General features: G+C 54.4%; 21 protein-coding genes. 4 read left to right on the top strand and 17 right to left on the bottom strand.

Annotated features, from left to right (window positions below; translation table 11 throughout):
* Window positions 1-99: 99 nt before the first annotated feature.
* The 10 genes from uppS to hrcA all read right to left on the bottom strand — a co-directional run bounded on the left by uppS (window position 100) and on the right by hrcA (window position 10,791).
* On the bottom strand, window positions 100-837 hold the full coding sequence (uppS, locus tag ACLHIJ_RS03885) for a polyprenyl diphosphate synthase (RefSeq protein ID WP_411297059.1): 738 nt from the start codon (window positions 835-837) through the stop codon (window positions 100-102).
* Complete coding sequence (recO, locus tag ACLHIJ_RS03890; RefSeq protein WP_411297058.1) at window positions 837-1,571, bottom strand: DNA repair protein RecO; 735 nt, start codon at window positions 1,569-1,571, stop codon at window positions 837-839. The genes uppS and recO overlap by 1 nt, the downstream gene beginning before the upstream one ends.
* A gap of 309 nt (window positions 1,572-1,880) precedes the next feature.
* Window positions 1,881-3,608, bottom strand: a complete 1,728-nt coding sequence (gene leuA, locus ACLHIJ_RS03895; protein ID WP_411297090.1) for a 2-isopropylmalate synthase — start codon at window positions 3,606-3,608, stop codon at window positions 1,881-1,883.
* Between the two features lie 480 nt (window positions 3,609-4,088).
* Window positions 4,089-5,039, bottom strand: a complete 951-nt coding sequence (gene era / locus ACLHIJ_RS03900; protein ID WP_411298511.1) for a GTPase Era — start codon at window positions 5,037-5,039, stop codon at window positions 4,089-4,091.
* Window positions 5,032-6,300, bottom strand: a complete 1,269-nt coding sequence (locus tag ACLHIJ_RS03905; RefSeq protein ID WP_411298512.1) for a hemolysin family protein — start codon at window positions 6,298-6,300, stop codon at window positions 5,032-5,034. Before ACLHIJ_RS03905 ends, era begins: the two co-directional genes overlap by 8 nt.
* Window positions 6,297-6,809 carry an rRNA maturation RNase YbeY gene (gene ybeY, locus ACLHIJ_RS03910; RefSeq protein ID WP_411297054.1) on the bottom strand — a complete coding sequence of 171 codons (513 nt, stop codon included), beginning with the start codon at window positions 6,807-6,809 and terminating at the stop codon, window positions 6,297-6,299. Before ybeY ends, ACLHIJ_RS03905 begins: the two co-directional genes overlap by 4 nt.
* A gap of 2 nt (window positions 6,810-6,811) precedes the next feature.
* A complete protein-coding gene (locus tag ACLHIJ_RS03915; RefSeq protein ID WP_411297053.1) occupies window positions 6,812-7,762 on the bottom strand; it encodes a PhoH family protein in 951 nt (316 codons plus the stop codon).
* A gap of 10 nt (window positions 7,763-7,772) precedes the next feature.
* Window positions 7,773-8,522 carry a 16S rRNA (uracil(1498)-N(3))-methyltransferase gene (locus ACLHIJ_RS03920; RefSeq protein ID WP_411298513.1) on the bottom strand — a complete coding sequence of 250 codons (750 nt, stop codon included), beginning with the start codon at window positions 8,520-8,522 and terminating at the stop codon, window positions 7,773-7,775.
* A complete protein-coding gene (gene dnaJ, locus ACLHIJ_RS03925) occupies window positions 8,519-9,652 on the bottom strand; it encodes a molecular chaperone DnaJ (RefSeq protein WP_411297051.1) in 1,134 nt (377 codons plus the stop codon). Before dnaJ ends, ACLHIJ_RS03920 begins: the two co-directional genes overlap by 4 nt.
* 122 nt (window positions 9,653-9,774) lie before the next feature.
* On the bottom strand, window positions 9,775-10,791 hold the full coding sequence (gene hrcA / locus ACLHIJ_RS03930; protein WP_411297050.1) for a heat-inducible transcriptional repressor HrcA: 1,017 nt from the start codon (window positions 10,789-10,791) through the stop codon (window positions 9,775-9,777).
* Between the two features lie 45 nt (window positions 10,792-10,836).
* Between hrcA and ACLHIJ_RS03935 the strand changes: the two genes are divergently transcribed.
* The 3 genes from ACLHIJ_RS03935 to ACLHIJ_RS03945 all read left to right on the top strand — a co-directional run bounded on the left by ACLHIJ_RS03935 (window position 10,837) and on the right by ACLHIJ_RS03945 (window position 14,405).
* Window positions 10,837-11,928 (top strand): DUF3097 family protein, encoded by a 1,092-nt coding sequence (locus ACLHIJ_RS03935; protein ID WP_411298514.1) that lies wholly within the window; start codon window positions 10,837-10,839, stop codon window positions 11,926-11,928.
* Between the two features lie 657 nt (window positions 11,929-12,585).
* Entirely contained in the window at window positions 12,586-13,350 is a 765-nt protein-coding gene (locus ACLHIJ_RS03940) for a glucose 1-dehydrogenase (protein ID WP_411297048.1), read from the top strand.
* A 29-nt stretch (window positions 13,351-13,379) separates the two neighbouring features.
* Window positions 13,380-14,405: an L-idonate 5-dehydrogenase gene (locus ACLHIJ_RS03945; protein ID WP_411298515.1), complete on the top strand. Its 1,026-nt coding sequence runs from the start codon at window positions 13,380-13,382 to the stop codon at window positions 14,403-14,405.
* Between the two features lie 128 nt (window positions 14,406-14,533).
* Here the strand turns inward: ACLHIJ_RS03945 and gndA are convergent, their stop codons facing one another.
* The 3 genes from gndA to ACLHIJ_RS03960 all read right to left on the bottom strand — a co-directional run bounded on the left by gndA (window position 14,534) and on the right by ACLHIJ_RS03960 (window position 20,795).
* A complete protein-coding gene (gene gndA / locus ACLHIJ_RS03950; protein ID WP_411298516.1) occupies window positions 14,534-16,519 on the bottom strand; it encodes an NADP-dependent phosphogluconate dehydrogenase in 1,986 nt (661 codons plus the stop codon).
* A 224-nt stretch (window positions 16,520-16,743) separates the two neighbouring features.
* Window positions 16,744-18,180, bottom strand: a complete 1,437-nt coding sequence (locus tag ACLHIJ_RS03955) for a GntP family permease (RefSeq protein ID WP_411297045.1) — start codon at window positions 18,178-18,180, stop codon at window positions 16,744-16,746.
* A gap of 434 nt (window positions 18,181-18,614) precedes the next feature.
* Window positions 18,615-20,795 (bottom strand): glycoside hydrolase family 3 N-terminal domain-containing protein, encoded by a 2,181-nt coding sequence (locus tag ACLHIJ_RS03960; RefSeq protein ID WP_411297044.1) that lies wholly within the window; start codon window positions 20,793-20,795, stop codon window positions 18,615-18,617.
* 188 nt (window positions 20,796-20,983) lie between these two features.
* Here ACLHIJ_RS03960 and ACLHIJ_RS03965 point away from each other — a divergent pair, with 188 nt between their 5' ends.
* The gene (locus tag ACLHIJ_RS03965; RefSeq protein ID WP_411297043.1) at window positions 20,984-21,751 is read left to right on the top strand and encodes a FadR/GntR family transcriptional regulator; all 768 of its coding nucleotides are present in this window, start codon (window positions 20,984-20,986) and stop codon (window positions 21,749-21,751) included.
* Window positions 21,752-21,960: 209 nt separating this feature from the next.
* Here ACLHIJ_RS03965 and ACLHIJ_RS03970 read toward each other — a convergent pair whose 3' ends face one another.
* The 4 genes from ACLHIJ_RS03970 to lepA all read right to left on the bottom strand — a co-directional run bounded on the left by ACLHIJ_RS03970 (window position 21,961) and on the right by lepA (window position 26,824).
* A complete protein-coding gene (locus ACLHIJ_RS03970) occupies window positions 21,961-22,596 on the bottom strand; it encodes a hypothetical protein (RefSeq protein WP_411297042.1) in 636 nt (211 codons plus the stop codon).
* A gap of 1 nt (window position 22,597) precedes the next feature.
* Window positions 22,598-23,788 (bottom strand): radical SAM family heme chaperone HemW, encoded by a 1,191-nt coding sequence (gene hemW / locus ACLHIJ_RS03975; RefSeq protein ID WP_411297041.1) that lies wholly within the window; start codon window positions 23,786-23,788, stop codon window positions 22,598-22,600.
* A gap of 75 nt (window positions 23,789-23,863) precedes the next feature.
* The gene (gene trmB / locus ACLHIJ_RS03980; RefSeq protein WP_411298517.1) at window positions 23,864-24,853 is read right to left on the bottom strand and encodes a tRNA (guanosine(46)-N7)-methyltransferase TrmB; all 990 of its coding nucleotides are present in this window, start codon (window positions 24,851-24,853) and stop codon (window positions 23,864-23,866) included.
* 111 nt (window positions 24,854-24,964) lie between these two features.
* A complete protein-coding gene (gene lepA / locus ACLHIJ_RS03985; protein WP_411297039.1) occupies window positions 24,965-26,824 on the bottom strand; it encodes a translation elongation factor 4 in 1,860 nt (619 codons plus the stop codon).
* Window positions 26,825-26,892 lie beyond the last annotated feature (68 nt).

The following is a 26,892-nucleotide window of genomic DNA, read 5'->3' on the forward strand; positions in this document are numbered from 1 at the left end:
ATCATGCGGGCTGTGCTCGGTGGCATGTACCGATAAGCTGCGTCGTTACTATTCCATACCGCTGGGAGATCCCATAGCCGCCTCTATTAAGGCAGGTAGCTACTCCTCACCGAGCACCGTATCGCAAGCCGCCCCGAATCTTCGATCCCGATGTCCATATCGGCGCAGACACTCCCATAGGTCATTTCGGGTGAAATCCGGCCAGGGCTGATCGACAAACATGAACTCGGCATAGGAGGATTGCCAGATCAAAAAATTCGAGATTCGCTGTTCGCCGCCCGTGCGAATGAAAAGATCCACATCTGGCAACTGTGGATGATAAAGGTAACTCGCAACAAGATCTTCGGTAATACGCTCTGGTGCGATCTGACCAGCGGCAACATCGTGCGCGATACGGGACATCGCGTCGGCAATCTCTGCACGGCCGCCATAGTTAACGCATAAATTTACTGTTAGACGGGTGTTATCCGCAGTTGCTCGTCGGGCATCAAGTAGCTCATTGACAACTGATCGCCACAATCTCGCGTGGCGCCCAGACCAGATAATCTTGACTCCCATCTCCTTTAATTCTTCTCGCCGACGGTGTATGACATCGCGAGAGTATGCCATTAAAAAAGCAACCTCGCGCGGGGAACGCCGCCAGTTCTCAGTGGAAAAGGCATAGACCGAGAGCACTTCAATACCGGCCTCCACCGCGCCAGCGACCACATCCATAAAGGAGCGCTCTCCTGCCCGATGCCCTTCCGTTCGTGGTAATCCACGGGCATTAGCCCATCGGCCATTACCATCCATGACAATCGCCAGGTGGCGTACTCCGTGATCTTTAGGTGCGTCCATCACTTCTCCTGGGCCATCTGAACGTGTCGTAGTGATTTTACCGTGCTTTCGACATGCCATTGGACGAAAGCTGCCACTATCCCCTGAGCTGCTCGCCGTGCTGACGAGCTGGAACGATCAGCAATTGCCCAATCCCCTTCCTGCAATGCGCCAAGCAACTGCCAGGTTTCAACGGAAGGCAACATCGCACCGGCTGGGCGGCACTGATCACATACTGCACCACCTGAGGGAACATGTAATGCCTGATGCGGACCTGGAAGACCACATCGCGCACATTCAAAAATCGCTAACTGCCAGCCAGAAATCGCCATTGAGCGCAGCATATATGAGTTGAGTGTAATATCTGGCAGATGTGCGCCCACTGCTGCCGCATGAATCGCGCCATGCAACAAATCAAATTGCTCCGGATCGGGATCTTCGCCGGTGAGCCGATCTGCGACGTCAAGCATGGCCGTTGCCGCAGTGAAGCGCTCGTAGTTCGCCACCAGGTAGCGCCCATAGGTGTTGACGGATTCCACTTGGCTGACAATATCGAGCGAACGACCATGATATAGCTGAATATCGATGACACTAAAGGGCTCAACGCGAGCGCCAAAACGCGATTTTGTTTTCCGGACGCCCTTGGCGACAGCTCGGACCTTCCCGTTATCGCGGGTGAGCATCGTGATGATTCGATCTGCTTCTCCCAGATCGAAACTCCGCAGCACAATAGCTCTATCTCGGTAGGTCTTCACATTCCGTATTCTGGCAAAGTCCAGCATATAAACAGGGAATTGGGCGATGGTGTGCCTCACCCATCTATGCCTCCCACTAGCATGGCGTGCCCTTACCCCTCGCTACTATCAATCACGCAGATAGCGATAGACGGGGATAACCATAAATGTACGCGGCTTCAAGATGGACGTATCCGTCTGCCTGTATCAGCGATCTACAGCCCTATCTACTGCTATCGCCCCATTACCCTGCCTGCTTAACGCGGGCAAGAACTCCTACACGCCAGCGCTCCTGCTTTGCCCGTATAGAGGCGCACCGGCGGGTATTGTTTAACGCAAGGCCCGATTGACCGCCGAGATAATTGCTTTGAATGACGCAGTCATCGTGGAAGGGTCAATTCCAACTCCCCATACGACCTGATTAGCCACTTCACATTCAACGTAGGAAACCGCCGTTGCGTCGCCGCCCTCTGCTAAGGCATGTTCCGCATAATCGCGCACATCCACGTCGATGCCAATGGTGCCCAAGGCGCTAGTGAAGGCATCAATCGGACCATTACCTGTGGCGGCAATAGTGCGATCCACAGCAGATCCATCGGCGTTTCGTTCCGTGAGGGTGACCGTCAATACCGTGTGATGCCCCTCATCATGGGTGGTCGCCGTTGTTCCGCGCAAGACATAACGCCCCCAAGGGCTCAATCCAGTTGCTGCAGTGTAGGGCAAGTATTCATCAGCAAAAATACGCCACAGCTCTTCCGCTGTCACTTCCCCACCTTGAGTATCGGTATGGCGTTGCACCAAAGAAGACACCTCAACCTGCAGGCGACGCGGCAACTCCAGATGACGGGTGGATGACAAGAGATAGGCGACGCCTCCCTTACCCGATTGCGAGTTGACCCGCACAATTGCTTCATAGGTACGCCCGACGTCTTTCGGATCAATCGGCAAATACGGGACCTCCCACACTACTGCCGATTCGTCCCCACCGGCGGCGGCCACATTCCGCGCTCGGGCCGTGAATCCCTTTTTAATAGCGTCCTGGTGGGAACCAGAAAAGGAGGTGTAGACCAGATCTCCGCCGTAGGGCCATCGAGCCGGCACCGCCATTCCGGTACATTTCTCCACCGTCGTTCGGATCTCATCCAGATGGCGCAAATCAAGCTGCGGATCAATACCAGAGGAAAACAAATTGAGCGCAACCGTCAATAGATCGACGTTCCCGGTTCGCTCCCCTTGGCCAAATAGGCAGCCTTCCACCCGATCAATACCAGCGAGCATAGCTAACTCTGTGGTGGCCACGCCCGTCCCGCGATCATTGTGATTATGTGCAGAGAGCACAATATATTCGCGCCGAGATAGGTTGCGCGACATCCATTCGATCTGATCGGCATAGACGTTTGGTGTACAACGTTCAACAGTGGTGGGCAGATTCAAAATCATTTCCCGATCCGGCCCTGGCTCCCACACGTCCATTACGGATTCGCACACCTCAAGCGCAAAATCGAGCTCCGTATCAACAAAAACTTCCGGCGAGTATTCAAAACCGACGATTTCCTCGTCAAAGCATTTCTCCATATAGGAGATCACATCTTGAGCGCCGCTGACAGCAAGCTGGCGAATCGTTTCCCGATCTGCCTGAAAGACAACATTTCGAAAGACGGGCGCCGTCGCGTTATACAGATGGACCGTGGCACGCGGCAACCCGCGCAAAGCATCGACCGTGCGATGAATAATATCGGAACGGGATTGCGTAAGCACCGAGATCGTCACATCATCAGGAACCGCATCGTCTGCCACGAGCGAGCGAACGAAATCGTAATCCGCCTTAGAGGCCGCAGGAAATCCGACCTCGATCTCTTTTAATCCCAGCTCAACGAGCAGATCAAACATTGCGCGCTTTTGTGCTGGCTGCATGGGGTCAATAAGCGCCTGATTACCGTCACGCAGATCTGTGGATAGCCACCGTGGCGCACGGGTGATCCGGTTGTTTGGCCAGGTTCGATCCGGGAGCGATACAGGATTGACATCCAAAAAATGCCGGTACTTCGCTATAGGCATTGGGGAGGCGCACTGCCGCGATCCGATTCCTTGTGTTTTCACGTCTTCATCTTCCTATCCACTACGATCCAACGACACATTAGCCGACGCCGACGAAGCGAACCCGCGGGGAGGGTGTCAGCTATGGGCCTCACCGCGGCAGCTAAGGATCTGAAGATAGCGCGTCATAGGTTTTAGGCTAGCTTATCTCTGCGCCGTCATGGGATAGCGTCCACACATCGAACATGGCGAACAGCCCGTTGCGAATCCTGATTTTCTTCTCTTTCTTTCGCACCCGCCGAGCACTGCCCAACGATACTCGGCATCTTATTCTCGCACGTATCCAACCGTGCGCTCTCCTGCCCGCAAACGCGCACAAAGTTTTCGCCTAACACGCAGTACCTATTGACGCGCCTCGCCCCAATAAACATGTAAAGAGGCTATCGGACACGCGCTAGAGGCTCCGAGGCGATTACAGGCCGATATATCTGCCAATATCACCTAGAAGCCTAACCGGCCCAATAGTTTAGGATCGCGCTGCCATTCCTTCGCCACTTTGACGTAAATATCCAGATAAACTGGCTGACCGAGCAACTGTGCAATATTTTTACGAGCGCTACGCCCAACCTGCTTCAGGCGCGATCCGCCCTTACCAATCACAATACCTTTTTGCGAAGATCGCTCCACATACAGCAATGCGCGAACGACCACCCGCCCGTGAGGATATTTCTCGGTTGGCTCTTCATACAGCATTTCGTCAACCACAACGGCGATCGAATGTGGGAGTTCTTCGCGTACCCCGACGAGGGCAGCTTCCCGAATAAGCTCTGCGATTCGTTCTTCGGTGGATTCATCAGTGACGGTATCACGCGGATATAACGGCGGGCTGAGCGGCATATGCGAGATCAACACCTCGACGAGATCGTCAATCTGCACACCACGCACCGCACTGACCGGAACAATATCAGCAAAGGTAGCTAGCTGGGTAAGCTCAATGATTTTATCGCCAATCGCGCTGTGGGCGACTTTATCCGTCTTTGTAATAGCGGCAATTATTGGGGCGCGCGTCTTCGCAATGAGCTCCAGCAAAAAGCGATCACCTGGGCCGATTTTTTCATCTGCCGGAAAGCACATGACAACAGCGTCCACATCGCTGAGGGCTTCACCGACCATATCGTTAAGACGTTCCCCGAGTAAGGTACGCGGGCGATGTAAACCTGGGGTGTCAATAATGACGACCTGCCCGCCAGGGCGCTGAATAACCCCACGGATAGCTCGGCGAGTTGTTTCCGGCTGGTCAGCAGTAATGGCGATCTTCGTTCCCACTGCCGCGTTCGTCAACGTGGATTTTCCCGCGTTAGGCCGACCCACAATCGCCACAAAACCCGCCCGAAAATCCTCAGGAGCAGCAAACGGATCCAGCGTTTCCTCAGCAGTTACCTCATTATTCACGTTCCGTATCGTCCTCTCGTGAATGTCGGCGCACGATAATAGTCGCCAAACGTTTGCGTCGTCCTTCAAAACGTTCCGCTGACATCTCCAAGCCACTCACATCCGTATGTGAGCCGCTAATAGGGATTCGACCTAGCGCCTTTGCAAACAACCCACCCGCAGTATCAACGTCATTATCGTCGATTTCCATATCATATAGATCAGCCAGCTCATCAAGCGGCATTCGCGCAGGGATCCGATAGACCCCCGGTTCAATCTCATCGACTTCCGGAAGCGCCCGATCATGCTCATCTACCATCTCGCCGACCAGTTCTTCCAGCACGTCCTCAATCGTAACTAACCCAGCAATCCCGCCGTACTCATCCACCGCAAAGGCAATGTGGTTGGAATTTGCCTGCATGAACTCTAAAAGGTTGTCGGCCAGCATCGTCTCGGGAACAAACTGTGGCTCACGCATAATATCTGCCACCGTCACGCCCTCAGTATCCGTCCGACGATGAATCCGACGAATAGCGTCCTTGAGATAAACAACGCCAAGCAGATCGTCACTTGATTCACCAATGACGGGAATACGTGAATATCCAGAACGGCTAAATAGCGAAATCGCCTTATCTAGCGGCTGATCAGCAGCAATGCTAATCATATCCGTGCGCGGCACCATCACCTCACGCACAATCGTCTCTGATAACTCAAATACGGACTGCAACATAGAGCGCTCGTCGTCGTCAAGCGCGTCAGATTCCGACACGCGCTCCACCATGACTTTCAATTCGTCCTCATGCAGATTTTCCCGCTCTTCTTCATCATCGGGTTCGCTGTGTTCAACAAATAGCGAGCCAATACGGGTGAGCATCCAGACCATGCGACCCGATAGCCGCAAGGTCCGCACCGGATGTTTGGAACCGATATGAGCTGGCAGAACAAGCGCGATGGTAACGAGAATAGCAATCGTCAGCCCAATAGCCAGTGGCCAAACAAGCCATGCCCGATGGATATAGTCTGAAATCAAGACCAATACTCCAGTACCGAGGATGACGATACACAGCGTTCGCAATACCGAAACTGCTGCATACGCAGCCGCCCGCCGCTCATAAATCCGAGCCAAATAACGCCCCGCCATCCCTAGATCAACGGCATGACGAACCCGTGGCCGCGTAATAGCATTTAATGCCTGCAAAATTAGTGCCGTTATTTCCGTCCCGACGAGGGCCAGTACCGTCACACAAATAACAAGGGCAAGGGGAGCTTCTGATTCAATCATTCATCATCCACCGTTGGAGCAATATCATCGATATCGCCAGAGCCTTCCGGACGCGGTTTACGCGCTAAGAAGGTCAGCAATAATCGGCGCTGTAAGTCAAACATCTGAGTCTTTTCCTCCTCTTCAACGTGGTCATACCCCAGGAGGTGCAAAATCCCGTGCGTAACGAGTAGCAGGATCTCTTCCATCGTGGCATGGCCAGAGCGCACGGCCTGACGGGCAGCCACCGCTGGGCATACCGCAATATCTCCGAGCATACCGGGCTTAGGATCCATCCCAATGGGAGTAGGGCGTAGCTCATCCATTGGGAAAGAGAGCACATCCGTCGGACCAGGCAAATCCATCCACTGCATGTGCAGATCCGCCATTGTTTCCTCGTCAACTAACAAGATGCATAAATCCGCCTGCGGGTGAATCCGCATCTCTGCAAGCACCCAGCTCGCCAGCTCAGAGACTTCGCGAACCTCGACTGCTGGCTCAAAGCCTGATTCGTCGTTGACTTCAATCATGACTACTCCTGTGCCTCGTAGCGCGCGTACGCATCAATAATGTCAGCAACTAAGCGATGCCGAACAACATCAGCCGAACCGAGCTCCACAAAAGAAATATCATCCACATCGCGCAAGATATGCCGAATCAACCGCAAGCCTGACGTGGCAGAACGAGGCAGATCAACCTGTGTTAGATCCCCAGTGACAATCATCTTCGACTGATAGCCCAAACGAGTCAGAAACATTTTTAGCTGCTCAGGCGTCGTATTTTGGGCTTCATCCAAAATAATAAAAGCATTGTTGAGTGTTCGACCCCGCATGTATGCCAAAGGGGCCACCTCAATCGTGCCGGCCGCAAGTAGCTTGAGGATCATATCGGGGTCAACCATGTCGTACAGCGCGTCATACAACGGGCGCATGTACGGATCAACCTTGTCGGTTAACGATCCGGGCAAATATCCGAGAGATTCCCCTGCTTCCACGACCGGACGAGTCAGGATAATCCGGGAAACTTCTTGACGTTGTAACGCGACAACTGCTTTAGCCATCGCCAAATAAGTTTTACCCGTACCAGCCGGACCAATTCCAAAGACAATCGTATTGGTATCGATTGCATCCACATATGCCTTTTGACCGAGCGTTTTCGGGCGAATCGTTTTCCCACGGTTCGTCACAATATCAGCGCTGAGTAAATCCGTCGGGCGGGCCAAACCAGAACGCACAATCGTCAATGCCCGTTCTACCGCATCGACAGTTAAATGCTCCCCCGCACCGGCAACCGCGACGAGTTCGCTGATGAGATCGGCAGCAACATCCAAATCTGCACCCTCACCCGTAAGCGTAATCTCTCGCCCGCGCACGTGAATATCGGTGGGAGCAAGCCCTTTCTCTAAAGCCCGAAGCACCTCATCGCGGTGCCCCAGCAAGTTAATCATCGGAATACGATCAGGAACAGTTAACGTCGTTTGCATCACGCTAAGCCTATCGAACTTGTGCCCGCAACACAGCGCATGCCCACGCGCCAGCCGTTGCCGATCGCAGGACGTGTTCCCCAAGCAAGACGCACTGAGCACCCGAATCCATCAGCAATGCACATTCATCGTCACTGATTCCCCCTTCGGGGCCAATAATGAGAACAATGTGCTCAGCAGCGCGATCTATCACTGACGTTAAATGCTCACAGGCTGACTCGTGGCACACATAGATGGCCGTATCGGAGGATTGCGCACGAATATCGGCAATCCAGCGAGCCAGCTCTTTACTCGTCATCACCGGATCAACATGAGGGAGGTAAGAACGCCTGGACTGTTTCGCTGCTGCTTGCGCAATAGCCTGCCAACGTTCCTGCCCTTTTATCGCTTTGCTCCCCTTCCATTGCACAATGGAGCGCATTGCAGCCCAAGGGCGGAACGCATCAGCGCCAAATTCCGTACACATCTGTACTGCCTGCTCGTCACGCCCACCTTTGGCAAGGGCTTGTACCACAGTGATCTTCGGGCTATGAGCCGTATCCTGCCGGTATTCGAGCACCACTCCGCTCACTTCATGCGGCGCAACCGCGCTTACCTGAAGGGTCAGACGGCCCCCATCCCCATCCACAACGTCAATCTCTTCCCCACTGCGAGTTCTTCGGACGGTTGCCGCATGATGTGCCTCCGCACCCGTGAGCGTGTAGGTATGACCGGGCGAACACACCGGCAGGTTCGGATCGAGATATACCGGGCGGGTCATCGACCAGTGAAGCGGTCCTTCAACCGCGCAAAGACGGACTGCGGCTCGCTGACCAAACCGCCCACATCATCAGTGTGTTCACCGCGCAATTCCGCCAGCTCGTTCAGCAATTCGCGTTGGCGAGCGTCCAGCTTATCCGGCGTACGCACCTGAATATGTACTTGTAGATCACCACGGGTAGAGCGGTGTAGCTTGCCGACTCCGTATCCGCGGATAGTTTCCACAGAACCAGACTGCGTCCCTGCAGCGATATGCAGTTGTGTCGGTCCGTCCAAGGTGTCGATTGTTAAACTCGTGCCCAAAGCCGCCGCACTCATGGGGATCTCACACAAGCAGCGCAGATCATCTCCAACCCGTGTGAATACTGGATCTTTGTGTACGCGAACCTCAGCAAAGAGATCGCCGGCCGGACCACCAGCTAATCCGGCATCACCGCGTCCAGGCAAGCGAATCCGCATACCGTCTTCCACTCCCGCAGGCACCGAGACGCTCAGCGACTGGGTGGCTCGAATACGACCCTCACCCGAACATTCGGAACACGGGGTGACGATGACCGTCCCGTAGCCTTGACACCGCCCACAGGTGCTCTGTGCGAGCACCTCCCCGATAATCGAGTGGGTAACCCGAGAGACGCTACCCGTTCCCCCGCAATCTGTGCAGGGTACGGGCTGGGTGCCAGGCTCCGTCATCTGCCCGTGACAGGTTGGGCATTCCACAATCCCCTCGTGTGTGAGGGTCTTTTTTGCGCCGAATACCACGTCGCGAAGCTCTAATTCCAAGACGACGAGCGCATCCGAACCGCGACGGGTGCGGGAAACTGGACCGCGCGCTGAACTCCCCCCGAAAAAGGTCTGGAAAATATCCTGGTACGAGCCAAATCCTCCGCCTGCAAATCCGCCACCGGCAAAACCGTGCCCGTCTATCGCTTCTTCCCCACCGAGATCGTAGCGTTGCCGTTTTTCCTCATCTGATAGCACCTGGTAGGCGCGATTGACCTCTTTGAAGAGTTCAGCAGACTCGGCACCGGCCTCATCAGGGTGAAGCTCGCGCGCCTTCTTCCGGTAGGCTTTTTTGATTTCCGCTTGCGTCGCATTGCGCGACACCCCAAGAATCTCGTAAAAATCTGCCACGTCGTCCCTATCAGATCAGTTCTTCGTTCTCGTTTTCTTCGTCATCATATTTTGTGCCAGCGCTGTGCATTCCCGCCGCGCAACGCCCACTGTTACAGCTATTGTTCCCCCGTGCTGCGCGGTTATCCGTCAGTTAATGCATGGGATAGGTAGGTTGCCACGGCATATACCGAGGACATTGTTGCCGGATAATCCATGCGCGTCGGGCCAATTATGCCTAACCGAGCAACTGTTTGGTTATCTGCTCCGACGTAATCGGTAGACACAACAGAAGTCTGCGCAAAGACATCCGATTCGTTCTCGTGACCAATGCCCACATGCAATCCCGCATGTTTATGTGCCAACATGCGTAAGAGGATTACGTGTTCTTCGATAGCGTCGAGGATCGGGAAAATCGTATGCTCAAAATCTTCCTTATTTCGCGTGAGGTTCGCCGTGCCAGCCACGATCACGCGATCTTCTGATTCGGCCTGCATCGCCTGCTCTATATGCCATCCGATGATCTGTGCTTCTTCACGTAATGCCGGATTTACCCGAGCATAGGCTCGATCGAGTCCGGCGTGTAGCTCCGTGCCGGAAAGATTCGTTAATTCTTCGTTGAAGGCCTGACGCAATGCGGTAATATCCGCTTCACATAGCCGTGCTGTTGTCGTTACTAACCGCTGTTCGATGCGGCCAGTATCAGTAATGATTGCCACCAAAATTCGCCGTTCATGCAGGTGCACAATCTCGATATGGCGCAAAGCCGCTCGTTGCAAAGCTGGGTATTGCACTACCGCCATTTGATCGGTGATTGAGGCCAACAGCCGAACTGCCCGCGCGATGACGTCATCGAGGTCAACAGCTTGGGATAACATTCGCTCAATGGCAGCGCGTTCGGCTCGGGATAAGGGTTTGATCTCCGATAGCGAATCCACAAAATGCCGGTATCCCGCGTCGGTCGGCACTCGCCCAGCCGATGTGTGAGGCTGAACGATCAGGCCTTCTTCTTCCAAGGCCGCCATATCGTTGCGGATTGTTGCTGGTGAAACGCCCACGTTATAGTGTTCCACTACCCGACGAGAGCCAACTGGTTCGCCAGTTTTCACATAATCTTCGACAATCGCGTTGAGCACTAATTGCCGGCGTTCGTTCGACATGCGTGCTCCTTTCGCTTTGTGCCGACGGTATATCTCCTGCTGGGTATGCCAGTTATGCTCGCGATTTTCGCGCTCGCTTGCCATGCAGCTCACTATCAACCACAACGCGCCGCTGACATATCGAGCCACCTGTATTACCAGCGTTATCTCAGCTTGCACCACAGCGGTCACTGTTTATCTGCGATAGCACTCGCCCTACCCGAGTGCCAATTCTACGCGGCGTCCCCCAATAATCCCAATATCACAGTTACGCTATTGGCTATGCCTCATACCTCGTCTTATTCTGATCGCTACGGCAATGACGTTTTAGCCCGCGATTCTGGCCAGCCGCTTTCCACGCATCTTCCGGCAGAAGTCGGCATGGTTGTCGAAGATGCGACGACGGGTTACGTCGGCGAGGTGATGGCCGTGCGCAAAGTGAGTGGTCAGTGGCTTGTCGAATTGGAAGATCGCACATTGCGCCGAAAATCATTCCCTCTCGGTGCGGGTTTCCTCATTGAAGGCCATCCCGTCATCCTTGATCCTCCGCCTACACAGCCTGTTTCTGCCCCAGCGCGCATGGTCACTGCCTCAGGATCTTTTCACGTCGAATTCGATGCCCGCGTAGCGCAACCCTCTCGAATCTGGGTAGAGGGAAAACATGACGCAGATCTGGTCAGTTACATTTGGGGAACAGATTTAGCCTATGAGGGAATCATGATTGAGGAACTCTTTGGCGCAGATAATCTCCCCGCTATTATGGACGTCTTTCAGCCCAGTTGGAATCGCAGGGCCGGCATCATGCTTGACCACATGGTAACTGGCTCCAAAGAGGATCGTATCGCCCGGCAGGTCAGCAATCGTCCTGGCGTTCTCGTCCTGGGGCATCCATACGTCGATATTTGGCATGCGATTAAACCGCAACGCCTAGGGCTACAGGCCTGGCCTGATGTTCCTCGCACCGAAGATTTTAAGCTCGGAACATTACGGCGTATCGGCTGGCCCTGTAAGGATGCAGAAGATGTTGGTATGGCTTGGGCCAGGATGAAGGAAGCTGTACGAGATTACCGCGATCTCGAACCGGCCTTTCTTGGGCGGATGGAAGAACTCATTGATTTCGTAACGGATCCGTCACTAGGTCACGGCGCAGCTTCGTAGCTGGAGAAGCCTCACCACGAACCGTCACTACCTTTTCTTTTTCTCCTCTCCCTCGCGTTCTTTTCCCTCCCTCGCAGAAAGCGCGTGAATCCGTTATCTGGCGTGTAATGACGCCTCGGCAGTTATGTATCCGCATTGGGCGAGCCCACTTACTACCATTTAGCATCAGTTCTGACGCACAATCACGACAGCGCAGAGCTATTTTCCTTTGAGGTGCAAGCCGTTTCCCTTTTGGTGAGTATTGGTTTTCGATACCGACGAAATTCTCGTGCTGATCCCCCATGCACGGCAGCATGCGCACACAAGAAACTCGACAGCCACCCAGATATGTGTCGGGTATTGAGCTATGTCAAGAAAACTGTGGGCACGTAAAACCGGAATGTTCTGCCCTTATATGGCACCGGCACATCAGATACCGACCGGCATACCGCAGCTCAGGCACACTTGAGTACGTGCCGCGGCACTGCCCTCAGAGGCGCAACTGCCATCGCCTTCCACTGCACACCTTGTTAGCCCGCATGCCTGCCAGACCACGCAGATAACGCCCCCGCAATTGAGGCGGAATACGCCCACGAGAAACCTCAGCACCGCAGAACCGGATAAGATATGACCATGCCCGCCAGGGCGATCAACGTCGATCTTCAAGGAGCGCGAAATATGTCATCGCTATTCGATATTGCTGGTAAAACAGCATTCGTTACAGGTTCTTCCCGCGGTTTAGGCCGTGCCTTAGCCATCGGGTTAGCACAACACGGAGCGAATCTCATTGTGCATGGTCGCGATCGCGAAGCCCTATCTGAGGTGAAACAGGAAATCGAGGCATACGGCGTCAAAGCTGAGATCGTCAGTTTCGATGTGACAGATAAAGATGCTGTGCGTGCTGGCGTGGCAGAGCTCATTTCCTCTTACGGAGTGCCCGATATTTTAGTAAATAATGCGGGCGTCCAGCGGCGTGCACCATTTAATGAATTCGATCCCCACGATTGGGATGACGTTATTGCCACCAATTTGACCTCCGTGTTCTACGTTTCTCAACAAATTTCCCGAGCGATGGCTGAGCGCGGCTCGGGAAAAATCATCAATATCGGGTCGGTACAATCCATGTTGGCCCGTCAGACCATCGCCCCATACTCCGCTTCAAAAGGCGGTATTGCCATGTTGACCCGAGGAATGGCCGCAGACCTTGCGCGATTCAATATCCAGGTCAACTGCATCTCCCCCGGATATTTCGCCACAGAAATGAACCGCAACCTCTGGGAAGATCCCGATTTTAATGCGTGGTGCGTCAACCGCACCCCCGCCCAGCGGTGGGGCAAGTTTGACGAACTCGTCGGCACATTAATCTACCTTGCCTCAGATGCCTCAAGCTTTGTTTCTGGTCAAAATATCTTCGTCGATGGCGGCATGACCTCCGTCGTCTAACGCGCAATTTCTTTTAGGAAAGGACTCTCATGCGAGCATTTGTCATTCAGGGCGCGCAAGACGCTCAGGTTACCGATGTCCCCACCCCCACTCCCGCCGAGGGCAAGGTTCTTGTGCGGGTAGCTTATGTGGGAATTTGTGGTTCAGATCTGCATTACTACTTCGAGGGCGCAAATGGCGATTTTACTGTGCGCGAGCCATTTATCCCTGGTCACGAATTGTCAGGCACTATCGCTGCCGATCCCTCTGGGCGCTATCCGGTAGGCACTCCGGTTACCGTTCATCCAGCCCGCTTCGGCACCGAAGATCCCCGCTACGGACGCCACCTGTGGAATAACGGCTCATACCTTGGTTCGGCGTCAACATGGCCACATACCCAGGGTGCAATGAGCGATTACCTGCTCGTGGAGGATTTCATGATTCGCGAGCTGCCTGCAGATACATCTCTGCGCACTGCAGCTCTTGCCGAACCCTTAGCCGTAGGATTGCATGGCATTGCCATTGCCGGTGGGGTTGATGGCAAGAAAGCCCTCGTCTCTGGATCAGGGCCCATCGGGCTGTTAGCAGTTGCCGGTGCCAAAGAAAGTGGTGCCGGTGAGGTATGGGCGACGGATCTGCGTTCTGGCCCGTTACAGCGAGCGGAACGCCTGGGTGCGGATCGCACTGTTAATGTCGCGCAGGAAGAGCTCCCTGCTGATTATTTCGATGTCATCTTAGAATGTACTGGCATTCCGTCAGCCCTCAACAGTTGTATTCCTGCCCTACGCAAGGCTGGTGTCATCGGTCAAATTGGCATGTTCTCTGCCGGAGATAAGCCAATTAATATGTCGGCAATGCTCTCCAAAGAGGCACAAATCCGCGGCGCGTTTCGATTTGATGACGAGATTGATCGAGCTATTGAGATTCTTGCTGGCCCGGCCGGCGATCACATTCGTGACGCTGTCGTCACCCACACTATTGACATCGCCGACGCAGTCAGCGCCTTCCATATCGCCAAAGATTCCGAACAGTCCGGTAAAGTCCTCGTTGATCTGACGGGAGCAACCGAACAGTAAACAGTGCTGCACTTACCGTTGCTGTAGCGAGCATACGGGCACATTAACTACATACCCGCTATGAGGGGGTCTGCTAGCAGACCCCCTCATCTCATATCGCTACGGCATGCCAGCCGTGCCGATTTCAATTAGGAACGTCGGACTTCTTCTCGTCCGTCCTGTGCCCACAGCGTATGGAATACTCCGGAATCATCCACACGCCGGTACGTATGAGCCCCGAAGAAGTCACGCTGCCCTTGAATTAAGGAGGTAGATAAGGTGGGCGTGCGCAAGGCCTGCAAATAATGCCAGGTTGAGGATAACACCGGCATAGGCACGGCGACGTCCACAGCATGTGTTAATACCCGCTGCCAGGATTCCATCCCCTGCGTCAGTGCTCGCGTAAAATGCGGAGCAACGACAAGCGTATATAACTGGGGATTATCCCGATATGCCTGCGCCACATCATCAAGGAACGCAGCTCGGATAATACATCCGGCTCGCCAGATCTCGGCAACACGCGCAATATCAATATGCCATCCGTAGGTTTGCGCTGCTGCACGAATAACATCAATGCCTTGCGCATACGCCACAATCTTGGCCGCCAACATAGCCCGACGTACATCGTCAACGAGCGCCTGGTGATCCGTTACTGGCTGATCTGATGGCTGCCCCAGAGCATTTTGGACGGCCTGACGGTGATCGATATTCCCAGAAATCATCCGCGCAAAGGTCGCATCGCAAATACCTGTTGCCGGCACTCCCAGCTCGATAGCCTGCTGTGAGGTCCACGCCCCCGTTCCCTTTTGCCCCGCCTGATCGCAGACAATATCCACAAAAGCTTTGCCGGTGCGCTCATCTGTGTGCTGGAGGATCTGGGCGGTAATATCCACCAGATATGACGACAACTCCCCGTCATTCCACTGCTCAAAGACCTGACCAATCTGCGCCGGTTCCATACCCGCGCTGCGCAGCAAGGCGTAGGATTCCGCAATAATCTGCATATCGGCATATTCGATTCCGTTGTGGACCATCTTGACGAAATGCCCGGCCCCATCAGAACCAACATGTGCGCAACACGGAGAACCATCGGGGGCTTGTGCTGCGATAGCCGTCAGCATTGGTTCAAGGCGACGATAGGCTTCCTCCGAGCCGCCAACCATTAACGACGGACCATGTAGCGCGCCCTCTTCACCCCCGGAGGTGCCGCACCCGACGAAATGCATACCGATTTCTCGCAACCGCGCTTCACGTCGGCGCGTATCGGCAAAGAACGAATTGCCGTGGTCGATGATAATATCGCCTCGGTCAAAGACGCTGGATAACTGGTCAATTACCAGATCCGTAACCGCTCCTGCGGTCACCATCAAAGCCGCGACTCGTGGGGTCTTAAGCACAGCAGCTAGTTCGTTTTCGGAGAACGTCGGAACAAAGTGCCCCTCATCGCAGTACTTTTCCATAAAGGCCTGCGTCACGTCGTGTTCAACGTTATATACGGCAACCGTCAGCCCATGACGCGCAAAGTTACGAGCTAGGGAGGTCCCCATCACTCCTAACCCGTAGACAGCAATATCGGCTACTGGTTCAATATCACGCGCCGGCTCACGCGTCGGCTCCTCCTCATCGCCTAAGGGCAAGGTATTCATGATCTCGGTGGCAATCTCCGATGGAGTCGGACCAATATCAATGACATAGCCGTCTTCATTATCTGCCAGCGGTTCTAAGGTGGCTAGCTGTGAATCTAGCAAAGCTGGCGGCATAAAGTGATCGGTTCGCGCTGCCATTCGCTGAGCTAGTAGTTCACGCGGTCCGTCAAGATGTACGAACATCACATGGGCGTGAGCTTGACGCAAAATATCGCGGTAGGAACGCTTGAGCGCGGAACAGGTGATGATAGCCGGTTCGCCGGCTGCTGCTCGTTCATTCATCCATTCGCGCAGACATTCCAGCCAGGGCCAGCGGTCTTCATCAGTCAGGGGTGTACCTGAGGCCATCTTTTCGACATTTGCTTGCGGGTGAAAGTCATCCGCTTCAGCGATCTGCCATCCGAGCCGGTCCGATAGAATACCGGCCACTGTCGTCTTTCCCGAGCCACATACACCCATCAGCACGATGTGCTGAACCGAGGTATCCATGTTTCGTCCTTTCATCTGGCCTTATCAGGCCGCAAATACGTCAAAAGTGTCGGCGTGTAACGGGGCGTGTGCGCCCTAGATGTGCCCCAGATGCGCCGACGTTATGACGTCGGCGCATCCAGTGGCGTGATTGAGCCGAGATAATCCTCCCACTCTGGCTCGGTCACGCCACTGGGCCTACTCGGGGTGCGGCGCGCCAATTATCGCCGCACCCCGAGAGTGCGTTACGCGAAGATGTAGACAATAGAAACGAGCGCGAAACCGAGCAGTGATTCGATCGCTTGCTGTGAGGTCCACACCTTCAGCGTGGTCTTGACGTCCATGCCCATCAAGCGCCCCACGAGCCAGAAGCCTGAATCGTTGACGTGGGAGGCAAAGACTGAGCCAGCGGAGGCTGCCAAAACGATACAGACCACCCCTAAGGTGGACATATTGGCTGCCGCTACCGCATCTGCCATAAGAGCTGTTGAGGTTAGCAGGGCAACCGTGGCTGAGCCTTGGGCCAATCGCAGTGCAACGGAGACGAGATAGGTTGCCAGCAGCAGTGGGATACCAAGGTGTTTCATCGTCTCTGACAGCGCGTCGCCGATACCCGAGGTGCGCAGTACACCACCGAACATGCCACCAGCGCCGGTAATCAAGATAACTGAGCACACTGGCCCAAGTGCTGAATCCATGACGGCTTCGATCTTGCCGCGGTCGCGGGCAACGAATGAGCCGAGGGTCAAAATGGCGACGAGTACGGACAGGAGCAGCGCGATTGGGGTCTGGCCGATTTGCAGTAGTCCTCGAACGATAGAGGAGTTCGCTTCCATCGTGTGCTTCACAGGATCAACCTCATGACCAGCAATAACACCGGATTGCACCATCATGTTCAGGCCCGTGTTAAAGAATACGAGCAGTGCCGGCAGGACGAGCATGGCGATGACGAGCCCGACGCTTGGCAGACGCGATGGGAGCTCTTTATCAGACATCGTTCCAAAGAGCTTAGGCATTTCAACATTGCATCGTTTGGCGATGTAGCGCCCCCACAACACGCCGGAGACGTAGAAGGTCGGGATGGCCACGATCAGGCCGACGAGCATAATCAGACCCATATTTGCGCCGATGAGGGCGCCAGCACCAACTGGACCGGGGTGCGGTGGAACGAAAATATGCATGACGGAGAAGGCTGCTGCTGCCGGGATGGCGTACACCAAGATATTTCCCTTCAGGCGCTGACCAACAGCGAAGATCACTGGCAGCATGACGATGAGGCCGGCATCGAAGAAGATGGGGAAGCCCATCAAGAGCGAGGCAATTCCCAAGGCGATCGGGGCACGATGTTCACCGAAGGCTCGCACCATAGCGTCAGCAAGAACTTTTGCTCCTCCGGAGGCTTCGACGAGTTTTCCGAGCATGGCACCTAAACCGACGAGGAGCGCAACCGATCCAAGAGTTGAGGAGAATCCGCTAGTTAGCGTCGGAAGTAAGTCATTCGCGGGAATACCGGCCGCAATCGCCGTCACGAGGCTAACCACGATAAGAGTCAAGAACGCGTGCAGTTTTAGCACAATAACCGCAAGCAGGATAACAGCAATTGCGACAGCCGCAATACCGAGGAGCGGTCCCGCCCCTAAGGTCTGCTCCCACTTATCTTTTTCCATGAAAATAGTAGGCATCTCTGATCTCCATTGACAGAAATTTGTGTATCGTTCCGCCGCCACTCAGCTTTGAGCCCGTCGGGTTGCACTCACTCTACTTAATGGTATGACGATTTGCAAGCATTAAAATGCAGATTAAACATGTTAAGTCTGCACCGTCTTTCTTATTAATGCTCCCAAATACGATTTACGTGACGCACGTTACTTAATCTGAGTGCGTCAGGAGAATATACTCCCTCGTCATCACGGCCTTTTCTCATTTCCTTTCCCGAAACGCAGGGCCTCTTAAACAACTCCCCATCACACACCGCAACATGCGCTCAACATGCAAGAAGTCCGATGACCACAGCCATCGGACTTCTTACCTATGCCTCTACCAGCACCCCTTATTCCAGGAGCAGGTAGGTAGCAGACATTAACCGCCGCTATACAGAGACGGCATGAAACACAATTCAGCGCTTACGATTGCGCAACACCAGCAACGCCACGCCACCTGCTACCAGAACTATTGCAGCAACGACGATAGCTCCCACCTGAGCACCCGTATGCGGCATCGCACTCGGCGGAGTCGGCTTAACCTCAGTAGCCGGAACACTCGGTTTACTCGGCGTACTTGGCGGATTTACCGGCTGCGGATTTGGCGCCGGTGTCGGCTCCGGCTTCGGAGATGGCTCAGGATTCGGCTTCTCCGCCGGCACATATCCAACACCAAAAGCATAAGCCGCTAAGGCACCATCCGCCTTGGGCACATCCACCGGCAGCTTGCCTAACGGGGCAACCTTGCCAGTAATAACATCGAAAATACCCTCATGATTTGGCACTTGATTGCCGTAGCTCGCCAACACCGCGGTATTCGCACACGAGACATAAGCCACGTCATAAGGCGTATTCGTTGCCACAAAGATCATGCGCACGCCCGTCTGCTGCAAAGCTGCAATCTCTTTCTTCTGAGCCGCAGAAGCACTCGCTTTCCAGCCGGTATAGACGATAACGTCCGCATCCTTTGCCGCCTGCACATGCGCGGCGATCTCCGCATCCGTCGGATCCTTATCAGCGATCTGCATGAAATTCGTCTTGCTATATCCGCCGTCTTTCAGGAGCTTGTCCAAGAACTCAGGATTAGCCCAGCTCGAACCCACAACCAAAATACGATCGCTCTGCTTTACCGGCACAACCGCCTGGGTATTATCCGCACCATTACACACCTGGGTGATCGAGCCATCAGAAATACTGCGCGCAACAGCCAAAGAATCAGCGGTGCGAACCGTACCAGGAATCTTCGCTAAATCTGCCGGAGCATACGAATCGAGCAGACCGCGCTTTTCCTTCCAGGTCAAGATATGACGAACCGCGTCATCCAACCGCGACATCGGCAACGACCCATCTTCCACGGCCGCTTTCATCGCCTTAATTACTGCTGGGACGTCGTAAGTGTTGAGAATAATGTCAGATCCAGCATTCATTGCCGTTACCGCAACACGACCAGAAATCTCATGATTCTTCGCATGATACTTATCCATCAACGTGGGATCTTGATCGGCAGCCGGCTTCTTCGCCTCTTCCTTCATCTTCGCCCACTCAGCCTGCTCTTCCGGCGTCATAACCGCCAACCAAGCGCCCTCCATGTCGATCGCGTCCGTCGTGACAACGCCCTTGAAGCCCATCTCACCTCGCAGTAGATCAGTGAGAACCTTCTTCGACAACGTACCTGGCATATTAGGATCAATGGCATCAACAATGACGTGCGCCGTCATCACCATATCCACGCCAGCATCAATGGACGCCTGGAACGGCTTTAAGTGCTTATTCAAAGTCGCCCGATCGTAGGTCACCTTCGGCAACCCGAGATGTGAATCCGTGACGGTATCCCCATGACCAGGGAAATGCTTCACAGTAGCAGAAACCCCCTGCGACTGCATACCCGTCACCTGGGCAACCCCCAAACGAGCCACCACATCGGGATCAGAGCTCATCGAACGAATCCCAATCACCGGATTCGCAGGATTCGTATTCACATCAACATCCGGCGCGAAATCAACATTCACCCCGACTGCCTTGAGCTCCTTGCCGAGGATCTCCCCCTGCTTATAGGCCAGCTCCTCTGAACGAGTCGCACCGAGAGCCATATTGCCCGCAAAATCTGTACCCGAATAGCGCATACGAGCGACGATGCCGCCCTCTTGATCAATCGTGATACCTAACGGGATCTTCTTTGCAGTGCGCAGCGATGCGGCCTGCAGATCATTCGATAACGTCGCCAGCTTCGATAGATCTGCCGGACTTCCAATATTGCGCGACCAGTTGAAATACAAGATTCCACCTAAGGAATACTTCTCCACTGCTTGCGCACCCGTCTTCACATCAGGACCAAAAACTCCCTGATTTGCCTCGATATCCTTAGGATCTGTGGTATTTGCGCTATCGCCGTAAACATGGGTCCAGATCGTTTGCCCGATCTTTTCGTCTAAAGTCATAGACGCCAGCAATGCCTCAACCCGAGCACTTGCCACGCCGGTTGGAGCTGCACCCGCCGTATCATCAGCAAAAGCCGGACCACTCAGCGCCGCACCCCCTAAGGCCAATACCGCAGTTGTGACCATGGCAAAACCACGGCGCATCGTTGATCGTTTCATACAGTCCTCCTCGCTGAGATGTATGAGATTATTATTGGTAAATACGCCCACATTCAGGGCTTTTGCCAGTGAGCCAGCATATTTATCATACCAAGAATGACGTCGAGGCAGGGGCATATCTGCCGTCCAATTAGCACAGCACCTACGACCCTGCTGAGATACGCACAAACCAGGTACACTGAACAGATATGAGCAGTCCTGATTCTCGTTACATTGCCATCACGCACGTCATCGGCCCGCGGATCGTACACGGCGAGCTAGCCGACGGTGACGCCATAACATTGGCCGATATCGAACAAGAATTTAGCTGCTCTCGCACGGTAGCCCGCGAAGTCCAACGTCACCTAGAAGCCTGCGGTCTGGTCAGCGCACAACGCCGCGTCGGATTAACTGTTCGCCCTCGAGACGAATGGAACGTCTTTCATCCTGACGTTATCCATTGGCGCCTCCACGGGCCAGATCGCAACCGGCAGCTCGAATCCCTCACAGACCTTCGGCTCGCCATCGAACCACGAGCTGCATTCCTCGCCGCCCGCTTTGCCACCCGAGAACAACGCACTGAGATCCTGCGCGCCGGTATGCGAGTAGTGGAACTCGGCGCCGTCAGTTCCGGAGCAGAATTCATGGAAGCTGACGTCTATTTTCACCAGCTCATTTTGAAATACTCCGGCAACGAGATGTTTAGCGTCCTATCGCCCGTTATCGAATCCATCCTCACCTGGCGAACACAACTTGGTTATATGCCGCCGCAGCCTAAGCCGCGAGCAATGGAAGATCACCGAACTGCCGCATTAGCTATTTACCGTGGAAAACCCCGAGAAGCCGCCGCCGCTATGCACGATTTGGTTGATGAGGTTCAAGAAGCCTTTGAGCACCTCATCACCGAACCCGATCTCAACCACGACGCTCCATATCTGCCAGACACGTCTTCGCAAGCAGTAGATACCGAGGAGTAACACCACAACTGCCTAGGAATTCACCGCCTAGAGCCGGTGCCACCACCGAGGCAATATTCCCACTGGGATTCCTCCTTGCGAAATGGCGTATCCATTAGGACGTACCCGTATCACGTAACCGCCCCTACCGAATACGTATTCCCGTTAGCTTGCACGTATTACATAGCACGCGAGCCACGTTACTGGCAGTTTGTTTAGGTAACGCCGCGCTAGCGCCACATATCCGACGGGAGTACCGCCACGATTTCAGCCAACTGTTCAGTTAACGCCGCAATGCTATCTGCCGAATCTTTGCGCGCACCTCGGATGAAATACGTTATCCGTGCGCCATCCAAATGCACTGCCATCAGCTCGTCAATCCGAGCAAAAAAGGCCAACATATCCGACGTAATCTCTGCGCGCGTATCGCCAGCCTCACTCACCGTCTCTACGCCTCCGTCCGCGGCAAAGCGAAGCAACGTCTGCGGATATTCCAGCTCTGCCCCGTCAGAACGCTGTGAAACGCTGACGCTCACCAAAGTAAAGGTGCCTAACGGCGGGGCAATAATCGTCGCGCAGCGCCACGGAACTGCGGCACGACGTGCACTCGTCACCGCATTAATTGCCGGCAAATCCACTGGAATTGGCCATATCGTCGGCGCAGACTGAGTATTAGTGACGAACTGTGCAGCGTTATCAACTGTTGCTCGCACATTCCAGCCATTGCGCCGCATCTGCGCTCTTTCCCGCGAGGATTCATCCCACTGCCCCTTCGTATTCTTAGAGAACAACGCCGTACCGATGTAACACACCGGAATAGCTATAAGCAGCAGCAAAATGGCATATACCAGCAGATCTCGGTTCATCCTAATCCTCCCACAGAGCCGCTATCACTCTATCAGCTAGCAATCGGCCACGACGGGTAAGGCAAATACGCCCCTCGCGAGCCATCTTTGCCTCAATGAGTCCGTCAGTTATTAAATCCGCCAGCACATTATCGGGCACATGCTGCGGGCGGCCAATCCCCTCCCGCAGGCGAATTCCTAACATGATAGCTTCTTCTTCCCGTTCTCGCTGTGACAGCACTTCCCAATCCGCGATCGGAAAATTACTCGCCGCGAGCGCACGGCTATACGCCACCGGATGTTTGATATTCCAGGCGCGCACCCCAGAAATATGTGAATGTGCCCCTGGCCCGAATCCCCACCAATTCGCATTCGTCCAATAGGCGCGATTATGTTGCGATTCTTTACCAGGCAATGCCCAATTTGATACCTCATACCAGCGATACCCGGCCGCATTGAGTATCTCATCTGCGAGTTCATATTTATCCGCTAAGACATCAGGATCTGGTGCGCTGATCTGCCCACGACGTAACTGGGCACCCATTGCCGTTCCCGGCTCAATCGTCAGCCCATACGCCGAGATGTGCCCGGGCTGATAGCTTATAGCTGTTTCCAGCGAGATACGCCAATCCTCACGCGACTCCCCTGACGTCCCATAAATTAAATCGAGAGAATAATCCAAACCCGCCTGGCGCGCCCATCGCGTCACCTCAGCTACTTTCCCCGGTGTATGTTTACGATCCAATCGGGTCAAAACATGCTGACGAGCCGATTGCATGCCAAAGGATATTCGAGTAAAGCCACCTGCCGCCAAGGTATCAATATCTTCTTGGGTTACCGTCTCCGGATTTGCCTCTGTTGTCACCTCACCGCGAACCCCGCCAAAGCGTTCACACAGCGCCTGATATATGGCGACTAAGGTCGTTGCCGGCAAAATCGTCGGGGTCCCGCCTCCGAAAAACACTGTTGAAAGAGGCTGATCTAATCTCAGGTGTTGTGCCAGGAGATCCATTTCCGCCACAAGCCGTTGATCGAATACCGCAGCACTGGCGCCTGCCCCAAAATGAAGATTCGTATAGGTATTAAAGTCGCAGTACCCGCAACGGGCAGCACAAAATGGGATGTGAATATAGGCGGAAAGATTAGCTACCGGCGTCGCCGGCAGCTCAAGGCGATCCCACGATATACCCTGGGAGGTCTCAGCGGCAGGCACGGTTGATTCCTCGATTCACCGATGCGCGATATATGTGAGCGGCGCTACCCAGCCATATTACAAAGACGCCGTGCCTCATTCGCCGTCACTCACATGTTGCGCCACCACATGAATATCAAAAATTCGGCGCCCCGCTTCTAAACCGCGCTGCTCAAACCTCGTCATTACTCGCCCATCCCACCGCGGCGCAAAACCCCCGCGATAACGACCCTCATCTGCCGGATCGGGATTTTGGCCAGCATAGGGATTAACGAAGCCCGGAGCTTCTTCCACAACATCTCGCATATGCCAGGCGTAGTTAGACCAATCCGTTGCTAACCGCCACGATCCGCCCTCAGCAAGAACGTGATGGACGGTTCGAGCAAATTCTGGATTCACAATGCGCCGTTTATGATGCCGCTTCTTACGCCACGGATCCGGGAAGAAGGTCCACACCTGCGCAACCTGTGGGCGGGGTGCCCTTTGATGCGCACCGAATAATACGGGCAAGCCTTGCGCCGCATCTAGCTCCATCATGCGCACATTCGATACCCCAGCACGCACGATAGCACTGACGCATCGAGCCACCCCCGGCCCCCACGCCTCAAGCCCTAAGAAGTTCCACTCCGGATGCTGCTGTGCAGCACTGATGAGCTGTTCTCCCGATCCTGGGCCGACTTCAATAATCATGGGAGCTTGGGTACCGAACTGTGCTGAGAGGTCAATCTGTGCGTCGGGAGCAATCGCCGCAACCGCCGCCCCAGCCGGATAATCAATAACGAACTGTTCTCGATATTGCTCCATAAGATCTCGGTATTTATCTCCAAGCCGAGAACCACGACGTGAAAACGAGACAATCCGACCGTAGTGAATATTGCGACCAGTGATCGACTCACCATCTGCTGCCGAAATGACGTGCGAGTCATTTTCGCATCCGGACCCGCTATCCGATGTTACTTGTGAATCATCAGCACAATCCACAACAGGTAGAGCATCCTCAGAAGCCGCTTTCACTGCATCGGCGGATACGCCCACTGAGCTTGTGCTGTGGCGCACCTGCGCCTGATCCTGATTCTCACTGCTCATTTCGCCCTACTTTCGCGCTCTGCCTACCCAGCCGGCAACGACTTAGTTATTCCCAGCCATCCATGCACCTAGCTACCCGCTGAGCGTGTGCTACGCATTATCGGCTAGCTGTTATTTCTTCTTCGCCGTCGGCATATCCGAGGAGAGCGCCGCCACAAAGGCCTCCTGTGGAACGTCCACCCGACCAATCGACTTCATCCGCTTCTTTCCCTCTTTCTGCTTCTCCAATAGCTTGCGCTTACGGGTAATATCGCCGCCGTAACACTTCGCGAGCATATCTTTACGCAGGGCCTTGATCGTCTCACGCGCAATCACACGCGAACCGATAGCGGCCTGAACTGGAATTTCAAACTGCTGACGCGGAATGAGCCCCTTGAGTTTCGTCGTCATTTCTACGCCATAGTGGTACGCATTATCGCGATGCACAATGGCAGAAAAGGCATCCACTTGCTCATGGTTGAGAAGAATATCGACTTTAACCAAATCAGCCTCTTGCGAGCCTTCCTCTTTGTAATCCAGCGAGGCATAGCCTTTCGTCCGAGATTTCAACTGATCGAAGAAATCCGTCACGATCTCTGCCAACGGCAGACGATAACGCAGCTCTACCCGATCCTCAGACAGATAATCCATCCCCTGCAAGGCCCCTCGGCGTTGCTGGCACAGTTCCATCACCGCTCCGACGTAATCTGTTGGCGCCAGAATCGTCGCATTGACCATCGGCTCGTAGATCGCTCGGACTTTCCCTTCCGGGAATTCTGACGGGTTAGACACCACCAGCTCTTCCCCAGATTCGCTTACCACTCGGAAAACAACCGACGGCGCTGTGGCAATTAAATCTAGATCGAATTCACGTTGCAGCCGCTCAGTAATAATCTCCAAATGCAATAGCCCCAAGAAACCACACCGGAAACCGAAGCCTAAAGCGAGCGAATTCTCCGGCTCATACGTCAAAGCCGCATCGTTGAGCTTGAGTTTATCGAGAGCGTCACGCAGCGCCGGATAATCTGAACCATCAATCGGATAAAGGCCAGAAAACACCATCGGTTTCGGATCGCGATACCCAGCTAACGCAACCTTCGCCGGGACCTTCAAATCTGTAACCGTATCACCGACTCGCGACTGGCGAACGTCCTTCACGCCAGTAATCAAATATCCCACTTCACCAGCCGATAAACCCGCAGAGGGCCGTGGCTCCGGAGAAATAATGCCAATCTCTAATAACTCATGAGCCGCGCCGGTAGACATCATTTGTACGCGCTGACGAGGACTGAGCACACCGTCAACCACTCGCACGTAGGTCACTACGCCACGGTAGGAATCGTAGACCGAATCAAAAATCATGGCGCGAGCGCATCCACTCGGATCACCCGTCGGCGCCGGAATCTCCCGCACAATCCGATCGAGAAGCTGCTCGACTCCCTCGCCCGTCTTGCCGGATACCCGCAAACAATCTTCTGGCTCACAGCCAATCAAACTCGCCAGCTCGGCCGCAAATTTATCGGGATTGGCGGCCGGCAGATCAATCTTGTTGAGCACCGGAATAATCGTCAGATCGTTTTCTAAAGCCATATAGAGATTCGCTAGCGTCTGCGCTTCAATCCCCTGAGCCGCATCCACAAGAAGGATTGCCCCCTCACAGGCAGCCAGAGAGCGGGAGACTTCGTAAGCGAAATCCACATGCCCCGGAGTGTCAATCATATTTAGCGCGTATGCACTGCCCGCGACCGTCCACGGCATTCGGACGGCTTGCGATTTAATGGTGATACCGCGCTCGCGTTCAATATCCATTCGATCAAGATATTGGGCGCGCATATCACGTTCACTCACCACATTGGTCAGTTGTAACATGCGGTCAGCAAGCGTCGATTTGCCGTGGTCAATATGGGCAATAATGCAGAAGTTGCGGATACGATCCTGCGGCGTTGTAGCCGGTTGGATCTCTGCTAACTCGGTGGCGGTCGATACGGGCACGGAACTCCTTTTCACATAATCTGCATTAACGATACCAGCGTGCCGTTCTTCCTTCGACGCCGCACGTC

Source organism: Trueperella sp. LYQ141 (genome assembly GCF_046599555.1).
Classification (GTDB): domain Bacteria; phylum Actinomycetota; class Actinomycetes; order Actinomycetales; family Actinomycetaceae; genus Trueperella.